Consider the following 20,361-nt stretch of genomic DNA (forward strand, 5'->3'; position numbering starts at 1 on the left):
AATGAGGCGAGACACTTCACCGCAGCCAGAAACCCCGGCAGAGCACTACATTGCCATCGCGGAAATACCCGGCGACCTCGCTTTTTGATCCGAAGAAAATTCAGACTCAACGCCTCGCCGCAAGACATTTGCGATACACATCACAAAACGAAGCATTGCCGTCAATTGTTCTGCCAAATCACATTTTTTTGACGTAACCTGACCTGAATGACTCGTTCACTCATTGACGTTCCGGGGAATCAGCTTGCAACTACTGAATGCGCTCATCATCGAGTCAGATGAAACCCGGCGCCGCTCGATCCATGCGGTCCTCGGTTTTCTTGGCTATCACAGCACGATGCACCCGGATGATCCGGCGGCAGAAGCTGTTGATGACTGCCGGCTGATCTATCTCGGCGCGCACCGTGCCAATGCAGGTCTGAGCCAATGGCTGGACAAGCTGGCTCGACAGGCATCCCCGCCGCTTGTCCTGCTCGATCAGAACGAAGCCCATGGCACAAGCCTCCCTCCTGCCCTGCTGCAGGATGCCATCGTGGTGGGCTACCCTCTTCGCTCCGAAGATCTGACCATGCTGCTGCATCAGCAGCAGATCAGTCAGTGGCGGCAAGAGCGAAGTGGCCGCAGTGAATCTGCGCCGAGACGGCGGCTGGTCGGAGAGTCCGCCGCCATGCGTGAAATCAATCGCCTGATCCGCCAGGTCGCGCCCTTTGATGCCAGCGTGCTGATTCTCGGCAACTCCGGAACCGGCAAGGAACTGGTGGCGCAAACCCTTCATGATATGTCGCCACGCAGGCAGCAGCCCTTTGTGGCCATCAACTGTGGCGCCATTCCCGCCGAATTGCTGGAAAGCGAGCTGTTCGGCCATGAGAAAGGCGCCTTCACCGGTGCGATCAGCAGCCGCAAGGGTCGGTTCGAGCTGGCCGAGGGCGGCACCCTGTTTCTGGATGAAATCGGCGACATGAGCCTGCCCATGCAGGTCAAGCTGCTGCGGGTCCTGCAGGAACGTGTTTATGAACGGGTCGGCGGCAACCGCCCCCTGCACTGCAATGTCCGCATCGTGGCGGCCACGCATCGCAATCTGGAACAATCGATTGCCGACGGTCAGTTCCGCGAGGATCTGTTCTACCGCCTGAACGTGTTCCCACTGGAAATGCCCCCACTCAGCCAACGACTGGATGACCTGCCGTTGCTGATCGAGGAATTCAACCTGAATCTGTCCCGTCGCGGATTGAGGCCGGTGAAACTGTGCGATGACGCGCTGCAGGCCCTGAGCCGATACAGCTGGCCGGGCAATGTCCGCGAGCTGTCCAATCTGGTGGAGCGGCTCGCCATTCTGTTTCCGCGCCAGGCGGTTTGCCGGCGTGACCTGCCCGCCCCCTATCACAGCCCGGACGGCTCCGAGTCCGACTCTGCAACCGGCATGGCCGCCCCGAGCACCTGGTCCAGAGCGGAGGCAGGCAAGGATATCTGGCCTTCCGGGCGATTGCCGGAAGAAGGCATCGACCTGAAAGACCACTTGGCCGACATTGAGCTGAGGCTGATCCGTCAAGCACTTGACGCGTCGGACGGCATTGTCGCCCGCGCCGCCAAATTGCTGTCCGTGCAGCGCACGACTCTGGTGGAAAAACTGCGCAAATACGGTATCGGCAACTACAGCCAGCTGGCGGGCTGATGCAGCTACGTACGCTAGCCGACATGGCATGAATCATGCTTGAATCAGGTGATGGCTACCGGCCGATGCCGCCAGCTGAGCCTCTGATGATGCAAGGGAACCCCAAATGATTTCACCGATTTCCATACTGAATCACCTGAGCCAGCTCACCTCACAGGTGAGTGACACCGCCGCCACCGCGACCGGTATCGCCACCCAGGCAGCAGTGGCCAAGACGCCCATGGATTTTGCCAGCGTGCTGAAGGAATCGCTGGAAAAGGTCAATGCCACTCAGGTCCATGCCACTCAGCTCAGCAATGCCTTCGAGCGCGGTGACCCGTCAGTGGACCTAGGCCAGACCGTGATTGCCGGCCAGAAAGCCAGTCTGGCCTTCAGCGCCACCACCCAGGTGCGCAATGATCTGACCGATGCCTACAAGCAGATCATGAACATGTCCATCTGACACTCGCCCCGACACACTCACTGTTTCCACCGTCACTGATTCGAGATCGCTTTATTCATGGCAGACAACGCCGTCGCCGAAACGCCTCCCAAACCTGCCGCCCGGTTTGACTCCATACGAAGCGTTCTCGCAACGCCGCTGGCACGCCAGCTCCTGACACTGTTCGGCATCGCCGCGGCCGTGGCCATCGGCCTGTGGGTGGTGATGTGGTCGCGCTCCCCCGAATACGGCCTGCTCTATGGCGGGCTGGAACAGCGTGATGCCGCGGCGGTGGTGCAGTCGTTGCAGGCGGCTGGCACGCCTTATCATCTGAGCCCCGATGGCAGCAGCATCATGGTGCCGGCGGCCCAGCTCGCCCAGGTCAAGCTGAAACTGGCCTCCCAGGGCCTGCCGCAGGCGCACCCCAGCGTGGATCAGAGCGGCAACGACTCCCTGTTCGGCATCAGCGATTTCGCCGAGCACAATCGCTATCAACATCAGCTGGAAGCCGATCTGGCCTCCACCATCGCCAGCCTGCATGCCGTCCGCTCGGCCCGCGTCCATCTGGCCCTGCCCAAACCCTCGGCGTTTATCCGCGACAACCATCCGGCCAGTGCGTCCGTGGTGCTGTCACTGTATTCCGGCAATCAACTGGACAATGGTCAGGTCGCCGCCATCGTGCACCTGGTCGCTTCCAGCGTACCGGAGCTCGATCCTCGCCAGGTATCGGTCGTCAGCAGCGACGGGCAGTTGCTGACCAACAACGATCCGGAAAGCAGCGCCGCGATCGGTGACGCCCGGCTGCGACTGGCGACCCGCATCGAGAATATCTATGCCCAGCACATCGAAGATATTCTCAGCCCGCTGGTCGGCTCAGGACACGTCCAGGCCCAGGTCTCGGTAGATGTCGATCTGCGTCGCACCGAGCAGGCCAGCGAAGCCTTTGGCCATGACAAGTCCGCCCTGCGCAGCGAGCAGGTCAGCAGCTCCAATCGCACCGGCGCCGATGACCAAGGCGGGGTCCCGGGTGCGCTCAGCAACCAGCCGCCGAATGCCACTCCGCAGCCGACCATGGCGCGACCGGCCAATGGTGCCGGCAACCCGGCCCTGAACCGGGCCAACGCCAATGCGACCGCCAATACCAGCCGCCCCTCTACCGAAAACAGCAACAGTGCCACCCGCAATTACGAGATCGACCGCACCGTCAGCCACAGTACGGATCCGGCCGGCCAGGTCACCCGCGTCACCGTGGCCGTGGTCGTGGATGAAAAGCAGTCGGTCGATGCCAAGGGCAAACCCAAGGTGATCAATTACACCCCGGCCGAGCTGGAGCGGATGACCAACCTGGTCAAGAACGCCATCGGCTTCGAGGCCAATCGCGGCGACAGCGTCAGCGTGGTCGATGCCCGCTTCGATGCGTCCCATGACACTGCCGGCTACGATCGTCCGCCCTTCTGGGAACGTCCCGGCGTGCTGGACCTTGGCAAGCAGGCGCTTGGCGTGATCCTGGTGCTGGCACTGGGCTTCGGCCTTTTGCGCCCCATGCTGCGCAATGCGATCAAGGGGCCGCAGTCCGCCGAAGCCCTGGCCGCCTTGCCGGCGGGAGCCCCGGGCACCGCTCTGGCCACGGTGGATGGCGACGCCCTGGACGATGCCCCGCGTGAAGGCAAGGCCGAACTGGCCAACCAGTCGCGACTGGCTTATGAAGAGAAGATTACTGCCGCCCAGCGCATGGCCGCCGAAAACCCCAAGCAGGCCGCCCAAATCGTAAAGAACTGGATTGAAGAAGACGGTGGCTGATCCCAAGCGCACAACCCCATCCCCGACTGACGGCACCCAGCGTGCCGCCATTCTGCTGCTGTCGCTGGGCGAGGAAACCGCCGGCGAAATTCTCAAGCACCTGGACGCACGCGATGTACAGGCCGTCGGCTCGGCCATGGCAACCATGAAGGGCCTGCAACGTGATCAGGTCATCACCGTACTGGATCGCTTCGCCAGCGAACTGGGTCAGCATGCTTCGCTGGCCGTGGGCACCGACGAATACATCAAGCGCATGTTGGTCAGTGCGCTCGGCGAAAACCGGGCCGGTAGCCTGATCGACCGCATCTTGCTGGGCCGCAACAGCAAGGGTCTGGAATCGCTGCGCTGGATGGAAAGCCGCGCGATCGCCGAGCTGATCGCCCTGGAACATCCGCAGATCATCGCCCTGGTGCTGGCCCATCTCGACACCGCCCAAGCGGCCGAGGTCATCGGCTACCTGCCCCAGCGCACCCGCGGCGACGTGGTGATGCGCATCGCCACCCTGGACGGCGTCCAGCCGCATGCCCTGCATGAGCTGGACGAGGTCATGGAGCGCCAGTTCTCGGGCAATGCCAAGAAACTGAAGTCGTCGTATCTGGGCGGCCTTAAGTCCGCCGCCGACCTGCTCAACGCGATGGAGACCTCGCGCGAGGTGGAACTGATGAAGTCCATCCGCGAAGCGGACCCGGCCCTGGGTGAGCGCATCGAGGAATACATGTTCGTGTTCGAGGACCTGGCCGAGCTGGATGATCGCGGCATGCAGGAATTGATGCGCGAAGTGCCCTCGGCCCGGCTCGTGGTGGCGCTGAAAGGCGCCGCACCGGCCATTCGCGACAAGTTTTTCTCCAACATGTCCCGCCGTGCGGCCGACATGTTGCGCGAGGATCTGGAGGTGAAGGGCCCGGTGCGTCTCAGCGAGGTCGATGCCGCCCAGAAGGAAATCCTGGTCATCGCCAAGCGCCTGATCGACGAAGGCAAGATCGCGCTCAAGGATGGCGGCGATGACTTCGTCGGATGAATAGCGGCCGCCCTCCCACCACGCTGGCCGAGGTCATGCAGCACCGTACCGGCACGGATGCGCAGCGCTGGACCGGCCCCGATTTTTTCGAGTCCGCCACCCCGGACCGGAAAGAGCCTGCTGCTCCGCCTCCGCCACCGCCCGGTCCCACCGTGGCCGAGCTGGAAGCCATCGAGGCCCAGGCCCGCGATGCCGGCTACCAGGCCGGCCTGGATCAGGGCCGGCAGGCCGCCGCCGAGGAACTGGCCGAACAACGCCGTCAGCTCGAGAAGGTTTTCTCGGCGCTGGCCCGTCCGCTGGACAGTCTGGACCAGCAGGTCGAGACTGAACTCGCCGAGCTGGCCCTGCATATTGCCCGCCAGGTGGTCTATCGCAGCATCGAGCTGAATCCGGAACACATCACTGAAACCGTGAAGACGGCGCTGGCCTCCTTGCCGCTGGCCAGCCGCCACATCAAGGTGCGCCTGCAGCCGGACGATGCCGCGCTGTTGAACGCCGCCCCGGACGCCGCGGATGACCGTGGCTGGCAGGTCATTGCCGACCCCGCCCTGCAGCGTGGCGATGTGCTGGTCGATGCCGAGATGTCGCATCTGGATGCCCGGGTGGAAACCCGGCTGAGCCGTCTCGCCGAAACCGTGCTGGCCGGAGCGGCCCCGACTGCCCATGGATGACGAAAGCTTCCGGCAGTGGAACCAGGCCAGACAGGCTCGCTGGCGTCAGAGCCTGCTGGCCAGCCGAGTCCAGGTCGATCACGCCTTGCCGCCTCAGGCCGAGGGCCGACTGCGACGGGTGGTCGGCCTGGCCCTGGAAGCCGAAGGCTGCGAAGCTCCCATCGGCGCGCGGTGCATGGTTGATGGCAGTGAAGGCAGCGTCGAAACCGAAGTCGTCGGCTTCAACAATGGCCGCCTGTTTCTGATGCCGACCGATACCATGCATGGGGTGCTGCCCAATGCCCGCGTCCGACCCTTCACCACGCGTGCCGGCTCGCCGGTGGGCGATCGCCTGATCGGCCGCGTCATCGATGCCAATGGCGACCCGCTGGATGACCAAGGCCCCTTGCTGACCACCGAGCGCGCCAGTTCGCGCCGGGCGCCGATCAATCCGATGCAGCGCCAGCCGATCACGGCGCCACTGGATGTGGGCGTACGTTCGATCAATGCTCTGCTTTCGGTCGGTCGCGGCCAGCGCATGGGTCTGTTCGCCGGTTCCGGTGTCGGCAAATCCACCCTGCTGGGGATGATGACCCGCTACACTTCGGCCGACATCGTCGTGGTCGGCCTGATCGGCGAGCGCGGCCGCGAGGTCAAGGAATTCGTCGACTACACCCTGGGCACCGAAGGGCGCGAACGGGCGGTGATCGTCGCCGCCCCCGCCGATGCCCCGCCCCTGAACCGCCTGCGCGGTGCCCGCCTGGCGACCACCATCGCCGAGCATTTCAGAGACAAGGGCAAGCATGTCCTGCTGCTGATGGACTCGCTGACCCGCTATGCCCAGGCCCAGCGCGAGATCGCCCTCGCCATCGGCGAACCGCCCGCCACCCGCGGTTATCCGCCTTCGGTGTTCGCGATGCTGCCCGCCCTGGTCGAGCGCGCCGGCAACGGCCTCGAAGGTCAGGGCTCGATCACCGCCTTCTATACCGTACTGACCGAAGGCGACGACTACCGCGGCGATCCGGTCGCCGATGCCGCCCGCGCCATCCTGGACGGTCATATCGTGCTGTCCCGCGATCTGGCCGAGGCCGGGCATTATCCGGCCATCGATATCGAAGCCTCGATCAGCCGCGTCATGCCGCAGATCGTCGATGCCGGACAGATGGCTCTGGCACGACGGTTCCGTCAGATTTACGCCAGTTATCAGCAGCAACGCGATCTGATCGCAGTCGGCGCCTACCAGAAAGGCAGTGACCCGCGCACCGACGAGGCCATCGCCTTGTGGCCGCGACTGGTCACCTTTCTGCAGCAGGACACCGAGCAGCCGGTGCATCTCGACGAGGCCAGAAACAGCCTGCAAACCCTGCTGGCCGGTCTGGGATGAGTCGCCGCAGCGAGCGTATTCTGAAGCTGGTCGAATTGGCGCAACGCCGCGCCGATCTGGCGGCAAGGCGTCTGGGCGAACACCAGCAGCGCCAGCGGCAGGCCGGCACCGTCCGGGAGGAGCTGGCGAACTTCCGCTCGCTCTACGGCGAACAGCGCAGCCGCCCCGGACAGGTCATGACCGCAGGCGCGCTGTGGAACAGCCACCAGTTCCTGGGCCGCATCGATGACGCACTCGGCCAACAGCAACAGGATCTGGAGCGCCAGGCGCGCCAGGCGGAGCAGCTGCGACAACAATGGCTGGCTGCCCGTCAGCGCGCCGATGCCCTCAAGCTGGTCGCCAGCCAGCTTGAAAAGGCCGATACCCAGCGCCAGCTGAATTCGGAGCAGCAGCTGGCCGACGAAATGAGCTCGCTGCGCTTCGGGCGCCCATCGCATGACTGAACGCAGCCCTTCGACTGGCATGGTTCATGCTTGCGATTCCTGTAGTCAGGCTGTGCCCTGGACGCCCTTTCTGCTGCCCGGAAACCCGCATGACCGTCATTGCAACCAGCTTGAGCTACACCAGCCTCGCCAACGGTTCAAGCCATGGCGGAGGGAGCAACAGCGCAACCGGCTTCGGCGCCCTGCTCAAACAGATGCAGCCGCCAGCCTCGGCATCAGGCACTGCGCAAGACACGCCATCGGCGCAGAACGGATCATCGAACGCCGCCACGGCCAGCAACGCATCCACCCAGACATCGAACGCCAGCCCGTCGCAAACGGCAGCCTCCAGCGCGAAACACCTTCCCGCCCACTCAGGCAGGCACTCGCTGGAGCAAGCCCGCAACCTGTCCGCCGCCTCCAGCAGCCCGGACGCGACGAGCAAGGATTCAAGCCCTCCGAGTACGCCTCAGGCTTCCGCGTCTGCCGATGCCGGAACGGTGTCCCGCGCAGAAGCCGACACGCCCTCGAAACAGGACGCCACAACGACCGCCAGCCCCGATGCCAGCGCCCTTGCCGTGCTGATGCAGTGGTCCGGGCCGTCCGGGAATACTGCATCACCGACAGCTGGTACCACCGACTCCGCTGATCAGACCCAGGTGGCCGTCACTGCCAGCGGCAAGAGCAGCCTGCCCGCATTAGGCACCATGCAGGACTTGCCGACCTCCGCCCAGGACAGCAGCGGTACTGGATCTGGCGATACCGGCCATCTTGCCAGCACACTGCAAACATCGACCACCATCCCGGCCGTTGACCAGGGCCAGATCGCCCCTCATACCTCGCAGGCCTCCCAGGCCATGACCGCCGACACGCAAGCCGCCACCACGGACTTCGCGGCACGACTGGCCGCCAGCCCTCAGGAGGACGGCAAAAGCGCATCCGGCATGGATGCAAGCCTGGCTTCGATACAGGCAGCCACCCAGGTGACCAGCCAGGGTGGCGCGGGAACCTCGCCCGCCGCTCCCGTCGCCACGACCTCGGCCGCAAGCACCGTGACAGTCCAGATGGACAGTCCGGCCTTCGCTTCCCAGCTGAGCCAGCATATCGGCGCGCTGGTGAAGCAGGACCTGCAACAGGCTCGCATCCAGGTCAGCCCTCAGGGCATGGGACCGATCGACATCAAACTGCAAGTCAGCAACGGGGTGGTGGACGTGAATTTCGCGGTCCAGCATCCTGCCACGGTTCATGCCATCCAGCAGACGTTGCCGCAGCTGGACAGTCTGATGAGCGCTCAGGGCCTGCAACTGGGTCAGGCCCAGGTCGGGCAGCAGTCTGCAGGGCAGACCTACGGTCAGGATGCCTCGGACCAGCCGTCGAACGACCGCTCCCCCGGGACAATGGCGGTGGATGCCGGCACGGCGGAAGCATCGACGCCGGTCATGCTGATCCAGCGGACCGGTCGAAGCCTGATCGACCACTTCGTCTGAGACGGCAATTCCTCGTCAATAAAATGACGAGACCGGAGGTGGCGCCAAGCCGTCGACGCCATGTCGCCAACCGCCGTAAGGAATAGCGCCCGGATCGAACGCCAGGGCTGGCATGGCATTTGCTTGATGACTGGGGTCACCCCGCTGTTCGCGCCGCCTACCCAGGATCATCATGTCAGCTCCGGAACCCTCCGTCGCACCGCCCGTCGCCAAATCCAAGATCTCGCTGCTCAATATCATTCTGGTGATTCTGATGGTGGTGATTCTGGCCATGCTGGGCCTGGTCTACCGTGCGCTGCAGAACAACAATCATGCCCGACCTGCCGTTGCGCAGCAGGCCGCGCCCGCCGCCGACCCGGCCTATCTGCCACTGGACCCTCCGTTTATCGTGAACTTCCAGGAGCAGGACGGTCTGCACCTGCTGCAGGTCGGCATCAGCCTGATGTCCCATGACGCGGCCACCATCGCCGCGGCCAAGAGCGCCAATACGGTGATCCGCAACGACTTGCTGCTGATGCTCAGTGACCAGGATTTCAATACCCTCAGTGGCGCGCAGGGCAAGCTGCAATTGCAGCAGCACGCCCTGGACGTGGTGCGCAAGGCAGTGCCCGCCGCCGCCGGGCACAAGGGCATCGAAGCGGTGTACTTCACCAGCTTCGTGATGCAGTAATTCCTACCAGTCATTGATCGGTCACCCAAGCACCCATGGATATCCTGTCCCAAGACGAAATTGACGCCCTGCTGGATGGCGTCGACAAAGGCCAGGTCGACACGGCCCCGCCCGAGCCGCCACCGCCCGGCGTCGCCCAGTCCTATGACTTCACCCAGCAGGATCGCATCGTGCGCGGGCGCCTGCCCACGCTGGAAATGATCAACGACCGCTTTGCCCGCTATTTCCGCTCAGGCATGTTCAACGTGCTGCGCAAGACCAGCGAGGTCTCGGTGCTGGGCGTCAAGATGGTGAAATTCGCCGAGTATGTGCACGGCCTGGCCGTGCCGACCAATATCAATCTGATCAAGGCCAAGCCCTTGCGCGGGACGGCTCTGATCGTGGCCGAACCGCGGCTGATCTTCAGCATCATCGACAATTTCTTCGGGGGTGACGGTCGTTACCATGCCCGCATCGAGGGCCGTGACTTCACGCCGACCGAGAACCGGGTGATCCAGATCGTGCTGGCCGAGGCCTTCACCGCCCTGACCAAGGCCTGGGAACCGGTGATGAAAATGGACTTCGAGTTTCTCAACTCCGAAGTCAATCCGCAGTTCGCGCAGATCGTCAGTCCGACCGAAACGGTGGTCGTCTGCCGCTTCCATGTCGAAGTCGACGGCGGCGGCGGCGAACTGCATCTGACCATGCCCTATGCCATGATCGAGCCGATCCGCGTCTTGCTGGACGCCGGCGTGCAAAGCGACCGTGCCGATCAGGATGAACGCTGGATCCGCAGTCTGCGCAGCGAGGTGCTGGATGCCGAAGTGCATCTCAGCGGCCTGCTGACCGAGGTCCAGCTGACCCTGCGCGAATTCATGCATTTGCGCCCTGGCGACATTCTGCCGATCACTTCGGCCGAACACACCACCGTCTTCGTCGAAGACATTCCGGTGTTCAGCGCCCGCTACGGCCAGGCCCATGGCCAGGCCGCCCTGAATATTGAAACCCGCTTCAAAGCAATCGCCGACTATGATGACGGCGAGCTGCCTTGAGGCCCCAGGCAGACCACTGAACCATGAGCGACACCAATCCCCCCGCCCCCGAAAACGGCTTCACCCCGGCCGCCCCCAAGGCTGTCGATGCCCAGTCGCAACTGATGGACGAGGTCAGCGGCGAAGTCAATCTGGATGTGATCCTGGACGTGCCGGTCACCATTTCGATGGAAGTCGGCCAGACCAAGATCAGCATCCGCAATCTGCTGCAGCTCAACCAGGGCTCGGTGGTCGAACTGGACCGCACGGCCGGCGAGCCGCTGGATGTGCGGGTCAACGGCACCCTGGTGGCCCACGGTGAAGTCGTGGTCATCAACGAAAAATTCGGCATCCGTCTGACCGACGTGGTCAGCCCGGCCGAACGGGTCAAGAAACTGCGATGATGGCGCTGGCCTGGCCGCCTTCGCCTGCCGTCGCGCACTCGGTGGCGGCGCCGGCTCTCGCGCCGCTGTCAGGCACAGCCCTGGGCGCTGACGTGCTGCGGATGGCCGCCAGTCTGGCGGCCGTGGTCGCCCTGATCCTGTTGCTGGGCTGGCTGACCCGGCGCCTGCAGCAGGCCAGTGCCTTGCGCGCCGGTGGTCCCGCGCGCCGCTTGCGGCAACTGGAAACACTGAACATCGGGCTGAAAGAACGCGTGGTGCTGGTACGTGTCGATCATCAGGACATCCTGCTGGGCTCGTCCCCGCAAGGATTGCGGACCCTGCATGTGCTGCCGGCGGTGGATCCGGCCGCCGAGCCGCCGCCCCCGGCGCCGACGCCGGCCCCGGGCGGATTTGATGCCGTGTTGAAACGCTGGATGCGACCGCGATGAAGACCTGGCTGATCAGCCTGGCTCTGTTGCTGTGTCTGCTGCTGCCGGGCAGCGATGTGTGGGCACAGAACCTGCCGCCCTTCCCGCAGATGCCGCTGGGCTCGGGGCTGCCTGCCGTGACCGTCCAGACCGGTCCGCACGGCGAGCAGACCTGGACCCTGTCCATGCAGCTGCTGGCCCTGATGACGGTGCTGACCCTGCTGCCGGCCCTGATCCTGATGATGACCTCGTTCACCCGGATCATCATCGTGCTGTCTTTTCTGCGCCAGGCGCTGGGCACCAACCAGACGCCGTCCAACCAGATCCTGCTGGGACTGGCGCTGTTCCTGACCCTGTTCATCATGACCCCGGTGCTGGACCAGTCCTATACCCAGGGCTTCAAGCCCTACATGGCCGGCACCCTCAGCGCCGAGCAGGCCATGCCGCTGGCCCTGGCGCCCTTCAAGCATTTCATGGTCGAACAGACCCGTGATCCGGACCTGCAGCTGTTCAGCAAGCTGGCGCATCAAGGGCCTTATGCCGCCAACGCGGACATTCCCTTGCGCGTACTGGTGCCGTCCTTTGTGACCAGCGAGCTGAAAACGGCTTTCGAGATGAGCTTTCTGCTCTATATCCCGTTTCTTATCATCGACCTCATCGTGGCCAGTGTGCTGATGTCGATGGGCATGATGATGCTGTCACCGACCCTGATCTCGCTGCCCTTCAAGATCCTGCTGTTCGTGCTGGTCGATGGCTGGTCGCTGCTGCTGGGCACCCTGGCCGGCAGTTTCTACACATGACGCCGGAGTCCATCGTCGCCCTCGGCCAGCATGCCCTGTTTCTGGGACTGCTGATCTGCAGCCCGATCCTGCTGGCCATTCTGCTGGTCGGCCTGCTGGTCGGCATGTTCCAGGCCGCGACCCAGATCAACGAAACCACGTTGAGCTTTATTCCGAAGATCATCGTGGTCGCGCTGGTGATGCTGTTCACAGGGCCGTGGATGCTGCGGCTGATGATGGACTTCACCCAGCAACTGATCAGCAGTCTGCCGACCTTGGTGCGCTGAACGAAGATGCACTGGGACCTCAGCCAGATCGATCGCTGGATGGCCTTGCTGCTGTGGCCCATGAGCCGGGTCACCGGGCTGATGCTGACTGCACCGATCTTCAGCGCCAGCGGCCTCCCCTCCCTGGTCCGCATCGTGATCGCGATGGCCCTGACTCTGGCCATCATTCCGGCCGAAGCACCCATGCCTGCGCTGGACATCCTCAGCTGGGCAAGCCTTCTGGTGATCGTCCAGCAGCTGATCATCGGCCTGCTGATGGGCATGACCCTGAAGCTGGTGTTCGAAGCCGTCAGCTATGGCGGTCAGCTGATCGCCAACGCCATGGGACTGGGCTTCGCCTCCGTGATCGACCCCACCCAGGGGGGTGATACGCCCCTGATCGGACAGTTCCAGACCGTCATGGTCAGTCTGTTGTTTCTGGCCATGAACGGACATCTTGCCCTGATCGGGATGCTGGCCGACAGCATGCGGAGCCTTCCACCCTCGCGACTGTCGGCCACGATGAGCTGGGAGCTGCTCAGCTTCGCCTCGATCGTGTTCAGCGGTGCCGTGAGGGTCGCCCTGACCGCCATCATCGCGCTGCTGATCACCAATATCGGCTTCGGCGTGATCAGCCGGGCGGCTCCGGCCATGAACATGTTCGCACTGGGTTTCCCGATCAGCATTACCTTGGGACTGACGGTCTTCTGGCTGTCCCAGCGTGCCTTGCCGGGCATCTTCAGCAGCCTTTGCGATCAGGCCGATGCCGTCCTGCATCACTTGATCGGAGCCTGACGATGGCCGATGGCGAGGACAAGGAGGATCGCACCGAAGAACCTTCTGAAAAACATCTTCAGGAGGCGCGCGACCGTGGTGAAGTTCCGCACTCCCACGACTTGTCGGCGGCCATCCTGCTGCTGGCCGGCGCCGCCACCCTGAGCCTGACCCAATCCTTCATGACCGACCGCTTGCTGGCCATGATGCGTCGCGGACTGCAGATCAGACGGGGTGAATGGCAGCATCCGGACACCTTGCTGCATGCCCTCGCCGCCGCCGTCGCCGATATGGCCCTGGTGCTGCTGCCGGTACTGGCCGCGACCTGGCTGGCCTGTTTTGGCGCCCCTCTGCTGCTGGGCGGCCTGCATATTTCCAAAGAGGCGCTGCAGTTCAAGCCCGAACGACTGGATCCGATCAGCGGCATCGGCCGGCTGTTCGCCCTGCGCAGCCTGGTGGAACTGGGCAAGGCCTTGCTCAAAGTGGTATTGATCGGCGGCGTGCTGGTACTGGTGCTGTGGAGCATGCGCGATACCCTGCTGATCCTTGGCCGCGGTGCCGACACCAGCTCGATCGGTCATGGTCTGCGGCTGGTATCGCAATCCTGGATCGGCTTCGTGGCGGCGCTGGCCGGCATCGCCGGCATCGATCTGCTGTGGCAGCGCTACGATTACGCCCGCAAGCAGCGGATGACCAAGCAGCAGGTCAAGGACGAGCAAAAGGAAACCGAAGGCAGCCCTGAAATGCGCGGCCACATCCGTCGTCTGCAGATGCAGATGGCCCGGCGCCGGATGATGGAGGACGTGCCCAAGGCCAGCGTGGTCGTGGTCAATCCCGAACATTTCGCCGTGGCCTTGTTTTATCAGGACAGCGGCATGCGCTCGCCCAAGGTCCTGGCCAAGGGCGTCGAGCTGATCGCCGGGCAGATCCGCGAGATCGCCGATGAGCACCGGATTCCGCTGGTGCGGGCGCCCGCCCTGGCCCGTGCGCTTTACCACACCACCAAGGTCGGCGCCGAAATACCGGCGGCGCTGTATCTGGCGGTGGCCCAGCTGCTGGCTTATGTCATGCACCTGAAACAGGCCGTCGATACCGGTCAGACGCCGCCGCCGCCGCCCGATCCGGAAGTCGACCCCCACTTGCTAGGACCCTATCAACAATGAACGCACGACTACTGCAGGCCGTGCGCACCTGGGGCCGTCGAGGCCTGGTAGCGCCGCTGGCGATGCTGATCATTCTGGCGATGATCATGCTGCCTCTGCCGGCCTTTATGCTGGACATCCTGTTCAGCTTCAATATCGCCTTGTCGTTGGTGATCCTGCTGGCCGTGGTCTATGTGCTGCGACCGCTGGAATTCGCGGCCTTTCCGACGGTGGTGCTGATGGCCACCCTGCTGCGGCTCGCCCTCAATATCGCCTCCACCCGCGTCGTGCTGCTGCATGGCCACGGCGGACCCGGTGCCGCCGGCAAGGTGATCGAGGCTTTCGGCGAATTCGTGATCGGCGGCAACTTCGCGGTCGGCCTGGTCGTGTTCGCGATTCTGACCATCATCAACTTCGTGGTGATCACCAAGGGTGCCACCCGCGTCTCGGAAGTGACGGCCCGCTTTACCCTGGATGCCATGCCCGGCAAGCAGATGGCCATCGACGCCGACCTCAATGCCGGCCTGCTGACCCAGGAGCAAGCTCGCACCCGCCGCGAGGAGGTCCGCCAGGAAGCGGACTTCTACGGCTCGATGGACGGCGCCTCCAAATTTGTCCGCGGCGACGCCACCGCCGGCATCCTGATCCTGCTGATCAATATCATTGGCGGCTTCTTCGTCGGCGTGCTGCAACACCATCTGGCGGTCAGCGAGGCAGCCCGCACCTATACGCTGCTGACCATCGGTGATGGCCTGGTCGCTCAGATTCCCGGCCTGCTGCTGTCGATCGCCACCGCCATCATCGTGACCCGCGTGTCGCAGTCCCAGGACATGGGCCAGCAATTGCTGACCCAGCTGCTGGGCCAGCCCAAGGCCTTGTACGTGACGGGCGTGGTGCTGTGCGTGATGGGGCTGATTCCGGGCATGCCCAATATCGCCTTCCTGTTGCTGGGCGGACTCTGCGGCGGCGGCGCCTGGCTGCTGGAGCGCCGGCGCGAGCTGGAGGCCGAGGCCGAAGCCAAGGCCAAGACCGAGCAGACCGCCAAGCCTCCGGCCGAGCGACCGGAGCTGGGCTGGGAGGATGTCAGCCAGGTCGACCTGATCAGCCTGGAAGTCGGTTACCGGCTGGTCGGACTGGTCAACAAGAACCAGGATGGCGACCTGCTGAACCGGGTCAAGTCGGTGCGCCGCAAGCTCTCCCAGGAGCTCGGCTTTCTGCTGCCGGCTGTGCATATCCGGGACAATCTGGACTTCAATGCCAATACCTATCGCATCTCGCTGCAAGGCGTGCCGATGGGCGAGGCGGAAATCCACGTCGACCGCCTGCTGGCCATCAATCCCGGCCAGGTCCACGGCAGCTTGAACGGCATCCAGGGCAAGGACCCGGCCTTCGGACTGGAGGCCACCTGGATCGAACCCTCGACCCGCGACCACGCCCAGATGCTGGGCTATACCGTCGTCGATCCGTCGACCGTGATCGCTACCCACCTTTCCAATATCCTGCAAAGTCATGCCAGCGAACTGCTGGGCCACCAGGAAGTCCAGCAATTGCTCGATCGCCTCGCCAGCACCACTCCCAAACTGGTCGAGGAGCTGGTGCCCAAGAAGCTGCCCCTGGTCGTGGTGGTCAAGGTCTTGCAGAACCTGCTGAGCGAGCAGATCCCGATCCGGAACATGCGCGGCATCGTCGAATGTTTGGCGGAGTATGCCGGGCAGAGCCAAGATCCCGCCGCTCTCAGCGCGATGGTCCGTGTCGCGCTGGGCCGCCAGATCACCCAGGACATGGTCGGAATCGGTCAGGAGCTGCCGGTGATCACCTTGGCACCGGACTTGGAACAAATCTTGCTGCAGTCCATGCAGGGTCCGGGCGCGACCGGGCCCTCGGTCGAACCGGGTCTGGCCGAGCGCTTGCAGAACAATGTGGTCGAAGCCAGTCGTCGGCAGGAAATGGCGGGCGAACCGGCGATCTTGCTGGTGGCGCCCAGTCTGCGGCCCTGGCTGTCCAGATTTGTCCGCAATCTGGCGCCGGGCCTGCATGTACTGGCTTACAACGAAGTGCCCGACGATCGCAAGATAAAGCTGGTGACGGCGGTGGGACGATGAAAACGAGGCATCCATGAAAATCAAGCGTTTCATCGCCGCCGACATGCGCATGGCCATGCGGGCCGTACGCGAAGAGCAAGGTCCGGATGCGGTGATCCTGTCGACCCGCAACCTCGATGACGGCATCGAGGTGATCGCGGCCACCGACTATGACGAGGCCCTGGTCAAGGAAGCCGCCGGCCGCCTGTTTCCGGCCCCTGCCCCGGCTTCGCGCAAACCGGCCCGACCATCGGACGACAGTCCCTTCACGCTCGACGATACCGAGGCGCAAGGCAACGAATTCATTGCGGTCCAGCGCGAACTTTCCGATCTGCGCAAGATACTCGAGGGCCAGATCGCCAGTCTGGCCTGGAATGAGCTGGGACGGCGCAAGCCCCAGCACGTGCAGGCCCTGCGCGAGCTCAGCCAGCACGGCATCGAGCCGGATATCGCGATGGCCCTGGTCGATGAACTGCCGCCGGACATGAGTGCCGAGCAGGCCCGCTACCTGCCCTTGGGACTGATTTCCAACCGCCTGCTGCTGAGCGGCCGGCGGCTGACCGATATCGGCGGCGTGCTCGCCCTGGTCGGCAATACCGGGGTAGGCAAGACCACCACCATCGCCAAGCTGGCCGCCCACTTCGTGTTGCAGCACGGAGCCGACGGCGTGGCCTTGATCGGCACCGACAATTACCGGATCGGCGCCGGTGCCCAGCTGGGACATTACGGCAAATTGCTCGGCGTCCGCGTTCATCACGTCCATGACGCCGGACAGTTGCAGGCACTGCTGCAGGATATGTCGGGATACGCGGCAGTACTGATCGATACCGCAGGCATGTCCAGTACCGATCCACGTTTGCGCGACCAGATGGCAATTCTGGAGCCCAGTCGCCACCTGCTGCGAACCTGTCTGGTGCTGGCGGCCAATACTCAGGCTTCTGCCCAGGAAGAAGCCATCCACGCCTACCAGCCGCTGCATCCGGCAAGCTGCATTCTGACCAAGCTGGACGAGTCACCCTCGATCGGAAGTACCCTGTCCGTGCTGCTGCGGCACCGACTGCCTCTGGACTACATCACCCAGGGGCAGCGAGTGCCGGAAGACATCATCGTGCCGCAGGCCCATCATCTGATCCATCACACGATCCGCCGCGGCAAGGTGGCCGCTCCCAGCGAACTGGACGACCTGAAGCTGGCCGACCGCTATCGCCTTCATTCCCATCCGGCAGGTTAGTCGCACCATGGATCAGGCACACGGTCTGAAACAACTGTTGCTGGAGCGCCGTCTCGGTGCCCACGCCGAACGACCGCCCCGCGTGATCGCCATCGGCGGCGGCAAGGGCGGCATCGGCAAGACCAGCATCACCGTCAATCTCGGCATCGCGCTCAGTCAGCGCGGCAGGCGGGTGATGGTGCTCGATGCCGACCTCGGCCTGGCCAATGTGGATGTGCTGCTGGGTCTGAATCCACGCTGGACGCTGCTGGATCTGCTGGATGGCCGTTGTCCGATCGAGGACCTGGCAGTGGCCGGGCCGGAAGGCCTGGAAGTGATTTTCTCCTGCTCCGGCAACCGGCGGATGACCCATCTCGACATCACTGAACGGGCCGCGATCGTGCGTGCCTTCGACGAGCTCGATCCCTGGCCGGACTATCTGCTGGTGGATGTCGCTGCGGGCCTGAGTGATGACGTGCTGATGTTCTGTGCGGCGGCTGACGAGGTGATCATGGTCGCCTGCGACGACCCTTCTTCGATGACCGACGCTTATGCCACGATGAAAATCCTGACCATGGATTGCGGGGTCAAGGACTTCCAGCTGCTGACCAACATGATGCCGCCGACCAGTGACGGCAGCCGGATCCACGAACGCCTGCTGCGCGTTTCATCGAGCTATCTCAATACCTCCGTCAACCATCTCGGCAATATTCCGATGGACGACTATATGCGGCGGGCCGCGCGATCACAGAAGCCGCTGATCTGCGACTGGCCGGGATCGCCCGCCGCGCTGGCCATTCGCGCACTGGCCGAAGCCGTCGAGCGACTGCCTACGAGATCCGACATGGGTCGCCCCATTCGTTTTTTCCTGCGCCAGCATGCAATGGGCTCCTTTGCCTGATGGTCAAGTCCTATGCCAGCGCGGAATACAGTGCCGCCCAGAAAATGCCGGCCGACGAGCTGGTGCGTCAGTACGCGCCTCTGGTGCGCCGTATCGCCTATCACCTGCGCGGACGACTGCCAGCCAGCATCGATACCGGCGACCTGATCCAGGCCGGCATGATCGGCCTGCTGGAGGCTGCTCGCCACTATGTCGCAGGACGAGAGGCCAGCTTCGAGACCTTTGCCGGCATCCGTATCCGCGGCGCCATGATCGACGAGCTGCGCAAGACCGACTGGACACCTCGCTCGGTCCATCGCAAGCTGCGTGAAATGGCGCTCGCGATCCAGCAGATCGAAAACGAGACGGGTGGCGATGCGGGCGACCAGGCCATCATGCAGCGCATGGGCATCGATCCAGCCGAATATGCCAAACTGCTGGTCGATGCCACTTCTACCCGCGTACTCAGCCTCAACATGTCGCGTGAAGACAATGAGGCCGAAGAGCTGCAGATACCCGACGAGGTCACCGCCGAACCGGTCAGCCAGCTTGAAAGCCAGCGCATGCTGACCGATCTGGGAGAGGCCATCGCCGCGCTGCCCGAACGCGAGAAACTGGTGATGTCCCTGTACTACGACGAAGAGCTCAACCTCAAGGAGGTGGGCGAAGTTCTTGGCGTCAGCGAGTCGCGGGTCTGCCAGATCCACGGCAAGGCCTTGCTGCGACTTCGTTCCCGACTGTCGGAATGGCGCCAATGAACCGCAGCTGCATCCCACCCCACAACTTGCATACCATAGACCGCCAGATATCATCGCGGAGTGATAGTCATTGAGTACCAACCTGAAAATCCTGATCGTCGACGACTTCTCGACGATGCGTCGCATCATCCGCAATCTTTTGCTGGAGCTCGGCTATCCCAATACCGGCATCCAGGAGGCCGATGACGGCAGCACGGCCCTGCCGCTGCTGAAATCACAGAGTTTCGATCTGCTGATCACCGACTGGAACATGCCGATCATGACCGGCATCGACCTTCTGCGGGAGGTCCGCAACACCCCGTCGCTGAAAACCTTGCCTGTTCTGATGGTCACGGCGGAAAACAGCCGCGAGCAGATCATCGATGCCGCCAAGGCCGGCGTGAACGGCTACATCATCAAGCCCTTCACGGCAGTGACGCTCAAGGAAAAGCTCGACAAGATCTTCGAACGCATCGCGGCCCAGGGGAGCTGAGATCGCATGAACGACACCGCGAACCCACCAGCCGGCTTTCATCCCCTGCCCGTCGAATTGTGCGCACTGCTGCGCGCCGACGATCAGGCCAGTTTCGATGCCGCACTGGATCAATTGCTGCGCAATCGCGAGCAGTCCATCTTTCGCGCACTGGGCACGCTGGCCCGTGACCTGCACGATGCCATCAAGCGTCTGACCCAGGACATTCCGACCGAAGCCGGACAGGCGGCCAGTCTGGAAAGCGCGCGCCATCGCCTGCAGGAAGTGCTGGACATGGGTTCCAAAGCCGCCCACCAGAGCCTTACCATGGTCGAGGAACTGCGGCCCCAGGCTCAGGCGCTGACCGCAGCGGCCGAAGCCCGACTGGCGGCCAGGCCGTCGGAGGCTGCCGATCTCGCCCTGGCCAGCCAGGCCGGCACGTTCGGCCAGGCTTGCCAACAGGCCTTCAGCACGATGATCGTCGAGCAGAGCTGGCAGGATCTGGCCGGCCAACGGGTCAAGCAGGTCGATGCCTTTATCGGCCGCGTCGACATCGCGATGCGCGAGCTGGTGCAATTGACCGGCAGCCTGTCCGGTGCCCAGCCTCCCGATACCACACAGCGCGTCGCCGATCAGGATGACGTGGACCGCATGCTGGCCGAATTCGGATTCTGA

The 20,361-nt window shown here is 63.7% G+C and carries 23 protein-coding genes; 22 read left to right on the top strand and 1 reads right to left on the bottom strand.

Annotated elements, in window-relative coordinates; all coding sequences use genetic code 11:
• Window positions 1-244: 244 nt before the first annotated feature.
• The 7 genes from FRAAU_RS10265 (at window position 245) to fliJ (ending at window position 7,388) form a co-directional block, all read left to right on the top strand.
• A complete protein-coding gene (locus FRAAU_RS10265; RefSeq protein ID WP_014403463.1) occupies window positions 245-1,672 on the top strand; it encodes a sigma-54 dependent transcriptional regulator in 1,428 nt (475 codons plus the stop codon).
• 106 nt (window positions 1,673-1,778) lie between these two features.
• Window positions 1,779-2,114 carry a flagellar hook-basal body complex protein FliE gene (gene fliE, locus FRAAU_RS10270; protein WP_014403464.1) on the top strand — a complete coding sequence of 112 codons (336 nt, stop codon included), beginning with the start codon at window positions 1,779-1,781 and terminating at the stop codon, window positions 2,112-2,114.
• 57 nt (window positions 2,115-2,171) lie between these two features.
• On the top strand, window positions 2,172-3,893 hold the full coding sequence (fliF, locus tag FRAAU_RS10275; protein WP_014403465.1) for a flagellar basal-body MS-ring/collar protein FliF: 1,722 nt from the start codon (window positions 2,172-2,174) through the stop codon (window positions 3,891-3,893).
• The gene (fliG, locus tag FRAAU_RS10280; protein WP_014403466.1) at window positions 3,886-4,911 is read left to right on the top strand and encodes a flagellar motor switch protein FliG; all 1,026 of its coding nucleotides are present in this window, start codon (window positions 3,886-3,888) and stop codon (window positions 4,909-4,911) included. The genes fliF and fliG overlap by 8 nt, the downstream gene beginning before the upstream one ends.
• Window positions 4,908-5,582, top strand: coding sequence for a FliH/SctL family protein (locus FRAAU_RS10285; RefSeq protein WP_014403467.1), 675 nt, complete (start codon window positions 4,908-4,910; stop codon window positions 5,580-5,582). The genes fliG and FRAAU_RS10285 overlap by 4 nt, the downstream gene beginning before the upstream one ends.
• Window positions 5,575-6,945: a flagellar protein export ATPase FliI gene (fliI, locus tag FRAAU_RS10290; RefSeq protein WP_014403468.1), complete on the top strand. Its 1,371-nt coding sequence runs from the start codon at window positions 5,575-5,577 to the stop codon at window positions 6,943-6,945. The genes FRAAU_RS10285 and fliI overlap by 8 nt, the downstream gene beginning before the upstream one ends.
• Entirely contained in the window at window positions 6,942-7,388 is a 447-nt protein-coding gene (fliJ, locus tag FRAAU_RS10295) for a flagellar export protein FliJ (RefSeq protein WP_014403469.1), read from the top strand. The genes fliI and fliJ overlap by 4 nt, the downstream gene beginning before the upstream one ends.
• A gap of 115 nt (window positions 7,389-7,503) precedes the next feature.
• Here the strand turns inward: fliJ and FRAAU_RS17420 are convergent, their stop codons facing one another.
• Window positions 7,504-7,812 (bottom strand): hypothetical protein, encoded by a 309-nt coding sequence (locus FRAAU_RS17420; protein ID WP_052317879.1) that lies wholly within the window; start codon window positions 7,810-7,812, stop codon window positions 7,504-7,506.
• Between the two features lie 55 nt (window positions 7,813-7,867).
• On the opposite strand from FRAAU_RS17420, the gene FRAAU_RS17265 reads away from it, so the two are divergent.
• The 15 genes from FRAAU_RS17265 (at window position 7,868) to FRAAU_RS10375 (ending at window position 20,361) form a co-directional block, all read left to right on the top strand.
• On the top strand, window positions 7,868-8,854 hold the full coding sequence (locus FRAAU_RS17265) for a flagellar hook-length control protein FliK (protein ID WP_169314758.1): 987 nt from the start codon (window positions 7,868-7,870) through the stop codon (window positions 8,852-8,854).
• 172 nt (window positions 8,855-9,026) lie between these two features.
• Entirely contained in the window at window positions 9,027-9,524 is a 498-nt protein-coding gene (locus tag FRAAU_RS10310; RefSeq protein ID WP_014403471.1) for a flagellar basal body-associated FliL family protein, read from the top strand.
• 35 nt (window positions 9,525-9,559) lie between these two features.
• Complete coding sequence (fliM, locus tag FRAAU_RS10315) at window positions 9,560-10,555, top strand: flagellar motor switch protein FliM (RefSeq protein WP_014403472.1); 996 nt, start codon at window positions 9,560-9,562, stop codon at window positions 10,553-10,555.
• A 104-nt stretch (window positions 10,556-10,659) separates the two neighbouring features.
• Window positions 10,660-10,938 carry a flagellar motor switch protein FliN gene (gene fliN, locus FRAAU_RS10320; protein ID WP_156803511.1) on the top strand — a complete coding sequence of 93 codons (279 nt, stop codon included), beginning with the start codon at window positions 10,660-10,662 and terminating at the stop codon, window positions 10,936-10,938.
• Entirely contained in the window at window positions 10,935-11,366 is a 432-nt protein-coding gene (fliO, locus tag FRAAU_RS10325) for a flagellar biosynthetic protein FliO (protein WP_014403474.1), read from the top strand. Before fliN ends, fliO begins: the two co-directional genes overlap by 4 nt.
• Window positions 11,363-12,145, top strand: a complete 783-nt coding sequence (gene fliP, locus FRAAU_RS10330) for a flagellar type III secretion system pore protein FliP (RefSeq protein WP_014403475.1) — start codon at window positions 11,363-11,365, stop codon at window positions 12,143-12,145. The genes fliO and fliP overlap by 4 nt, the downstream gene beginning before the upstream one ends.
• On the top strand, window positions 12,142-12,411 hold the full coding sequence (gene fliQ, locus FRAAU_RS10335) for a flagellar biosynthesis protein FliQ (protein ID WP_014403476.1): 270 nt from the start codon (window positions 12,142-12,144) through the stop codon (window positions 12,409-12,411). The genes fliP and fliQ overlap by 4 nt, the downstream gene beginning before the upstream one ends.
• 6 nt (window positions 12,412-12,417) lie before the next feature.
• Window positions 12,418-13,185 carry a flagellar biosynthetic protein FliR gene (fliR, locus tag FRAAU_RS10340; RefSeq protein WP_014403477.1) on the top strand — a complete coding sequence of 256 codons (768 nt, stop codon included), beginning with the start codon at window positions 12,418-12,420 and terminating at the stop codon, window positions 13,183-13,185.
• A gap of 2 nt (window positions 13,186-13,187) precedes the next feature.
• The gene (gene flhB / locus FRAAU_RS10345; RefSeq protein WP_014403478.1) at window positions 13,188-14,327 is read left to right on the top strand and encodes a flagellar biosynthesis protein FlhB; all 1,140 of its coding nucleotides are present in this window, start codon (window positions 13,188-13,190) and stop codon (window positions 14,325-14,327) included.
• On the top strand, window positions 14,324-16,408 hold the full coding sequence (gene flhA / locus FRAAU_RS10350) for a flagellar biosynthesis protein FlhA (protein WP_014403479.1): 2,085 nt from the start codon (window positions 14,324-14,326) through the stop codon (window positions 16,406-16,408). Before flhB ends, flhA begins: the two co-directional genes overlap by 4 nt.
• 13 nt (window positions 16,409-16,421) lie before the next feature.
• Window positions 16,422-17,618 carry a flagellar biosynthesis GTPase FlhF gene (flhF, locus tag FRAAU_RS10355; RefSeq protein WP_014403480.1) on the top strand — a complete coding sequence of 399 codons (1,197 nt, stop codon included), beginning with the start codon at window positions 16,422-16,424 and terminating at the stop codon, window positions 17,616-17,618.
• A 7-nt stretch (window positions 17,619-17,625) separates the two neighbouring features.
• Window positions 17,626-18,498 (top strand): MinD/ParA family ATP-binding protein, encoded by an 873-nt coding sequence (locus tag FRAAU_RS10360; RefSeq protein ID WP_014403481.1) that lies wholly within the window; start codon window positions 17,626-17,628, stop codon window positions 18,496-18,498.
• Window positions 18,498-19,235 (top strand): RNA polymerase sigma factor FliA, encoded by a 738-nt coding sequence (locus FRAAU_RS10365; protein WP_014403482.1) that lies wholly within the window; start codon window positions 18,498-18,500, stop codon window positions 19,233-19,235. The genes FRAAU_RS10360 and FRAAU_RS10365 overlap by 1 nt, the downstream gene beginning before the upstream one ends.
• A gap of 70 nt (window positions 19,236-19,305) precedes the next feature.
• Window positions 19,306-19,707, top strand: coding sequence for a chemotaxis response regulator CheY (locus FRAAU_RS10370; protein ID WP_014403483.1), 402 nt, complete (start codon window positions 19,306-19,308; stop codon window positions 19,705-19,707).
• A 6-nt stretch (window positions 19,708-19,713) separates the two neighbouring features.
• Complete coding sequence (locus FRAAU_RS10375; protein WP_014403484.1) at window positions 19,714-20,361, top strand: protein phosphatase CheZ; 648 nt, start codon at window positions 19,714-19,716, stop codon at window positions 20,359-20,361.

Source organism: Frateuria aurantia DSM 6220 (genome assembly GCF_000242255.2).
Taxonomy (GTDB): Bacteria; Pseudomonadota; Gammaproteobacteria; order Xanthomonadales; family Rhodanobacteraceae; genus Frateuria; species Frateuria aurantia.

Coding starts and splice junctions, on each gene's coding strand:
- fliE (WP_014403464.1), top strand. CDS start 1,779: ATGATTTCACCGATTTCCATACTGAATCACCTGAGCCAGCTCACCTCA.
- fliF (WP_014403465.1), top strand. CDS start 2,172: ATGGCAGACAACGCCGTCGCCGAAACGCCTCCCAAACCTGCCGCCCGG.
- FRAAU_RS10285 (WP_014403467.1), top strand. CDS start 4,908: ATGAATAGCGGCCGCCCTCCCACCACGCTGGCCGAGGTCATGCAGCAC.
- fliI (WP_014403468.1), top strand. CDS start 5,575: ATGGATGACGAAAGCTTCCGGCAGTGGAACCAGGCCAGACAGGCTCGC.
- fliJ (WP_014403469.1), top strand. CDS start 6,942: ATGAGTCGCCGCAGCGAGCGTATTCTGAAGCTGGTCGAATTGGCGCAA.
- FRAAU_RS10310 (WP_014403471.1), top strand. CDS start 9,027: ATGTCAGCTCCGGAACCCTCCGTCGCACCGCCCGTCGCCAAATCCAAG.
- fliM (WP_014403472.1), top strand. CDS start 9,560: ATGGATATCCTGTCCCAAGACGAAATTGACGCCCTGCTGGATGGCGTC.
- fliN (WP_156803511.1), top strand. CDS start 10,660: ATGGACGAGGTCAGCGGCGAAGTCAATCTGGATGTGATCCTGGACGTG.
- fliO (WP_014403474.1), top strand. CDS start 10,935: ATGATGGCGCTGGCCTGGCCGCCTTCGCCTGCCGTCGCGCACTCGGTG.
- fliP (WP_014403475.1), top strand. CDS start 11,363: ATGAAGACCTGGCTGATCAGCCTGGCTCTGTTGCTGTGTCTGCTGCTG.
- fliQ (WP_014403476.1), top strand. CDS start 12,142: ATGACGCCGGAGTCCATCGTCGCCCTCGGCCAGCATGCCCTGTTTCTG.
- fliR (WP_014403477.1), top strand. CDS start 12,418: ATGCACTGGGACCTCAGCCAGATCGATCGCTGGATGGCCTTGCTGCTG.
- flhB (WP_014403478.1), top strand. CDS start 13,188: ATGGCCGATGGCGAGGACAAGGAGGATCGCACCGAAGAACCTTCTGAA.
- flhA (WP_014403479.1), top strand. CDS start 14,324: ATGAACGCACGACTACTGCAGGCCGTGCGCACCTGGGGCCGTCGAGGC.
- flhF (WP_014403480.1), top strand. CDS start 16,422: ATGAAAATCAAGCGTTTCATCGCCGCCGACATGCGCATGGCCATGCGG.
- FRAAU_RS10360 (WP_014403481.1), top strand. CDS start 17,626: ATGGATCAGGCACACGGTCTGAAACAACTGTTGCTGGAGCGCCGTCTC.
- FRAAU_RS10365 (WP_014403482.1), top strand. CDS start 18,498: ATGGTCAAGTCCTATGCCAGCGCGGAATACAGTGCCGCCCAGAAAATG.
- FRAAU_RS10375 (WP_014403484.1), top strand. CDS start 19,714: ATGAACGACACCGCGAACCCACCAGCCGGCTTTCATCCCCTGCCCGTC.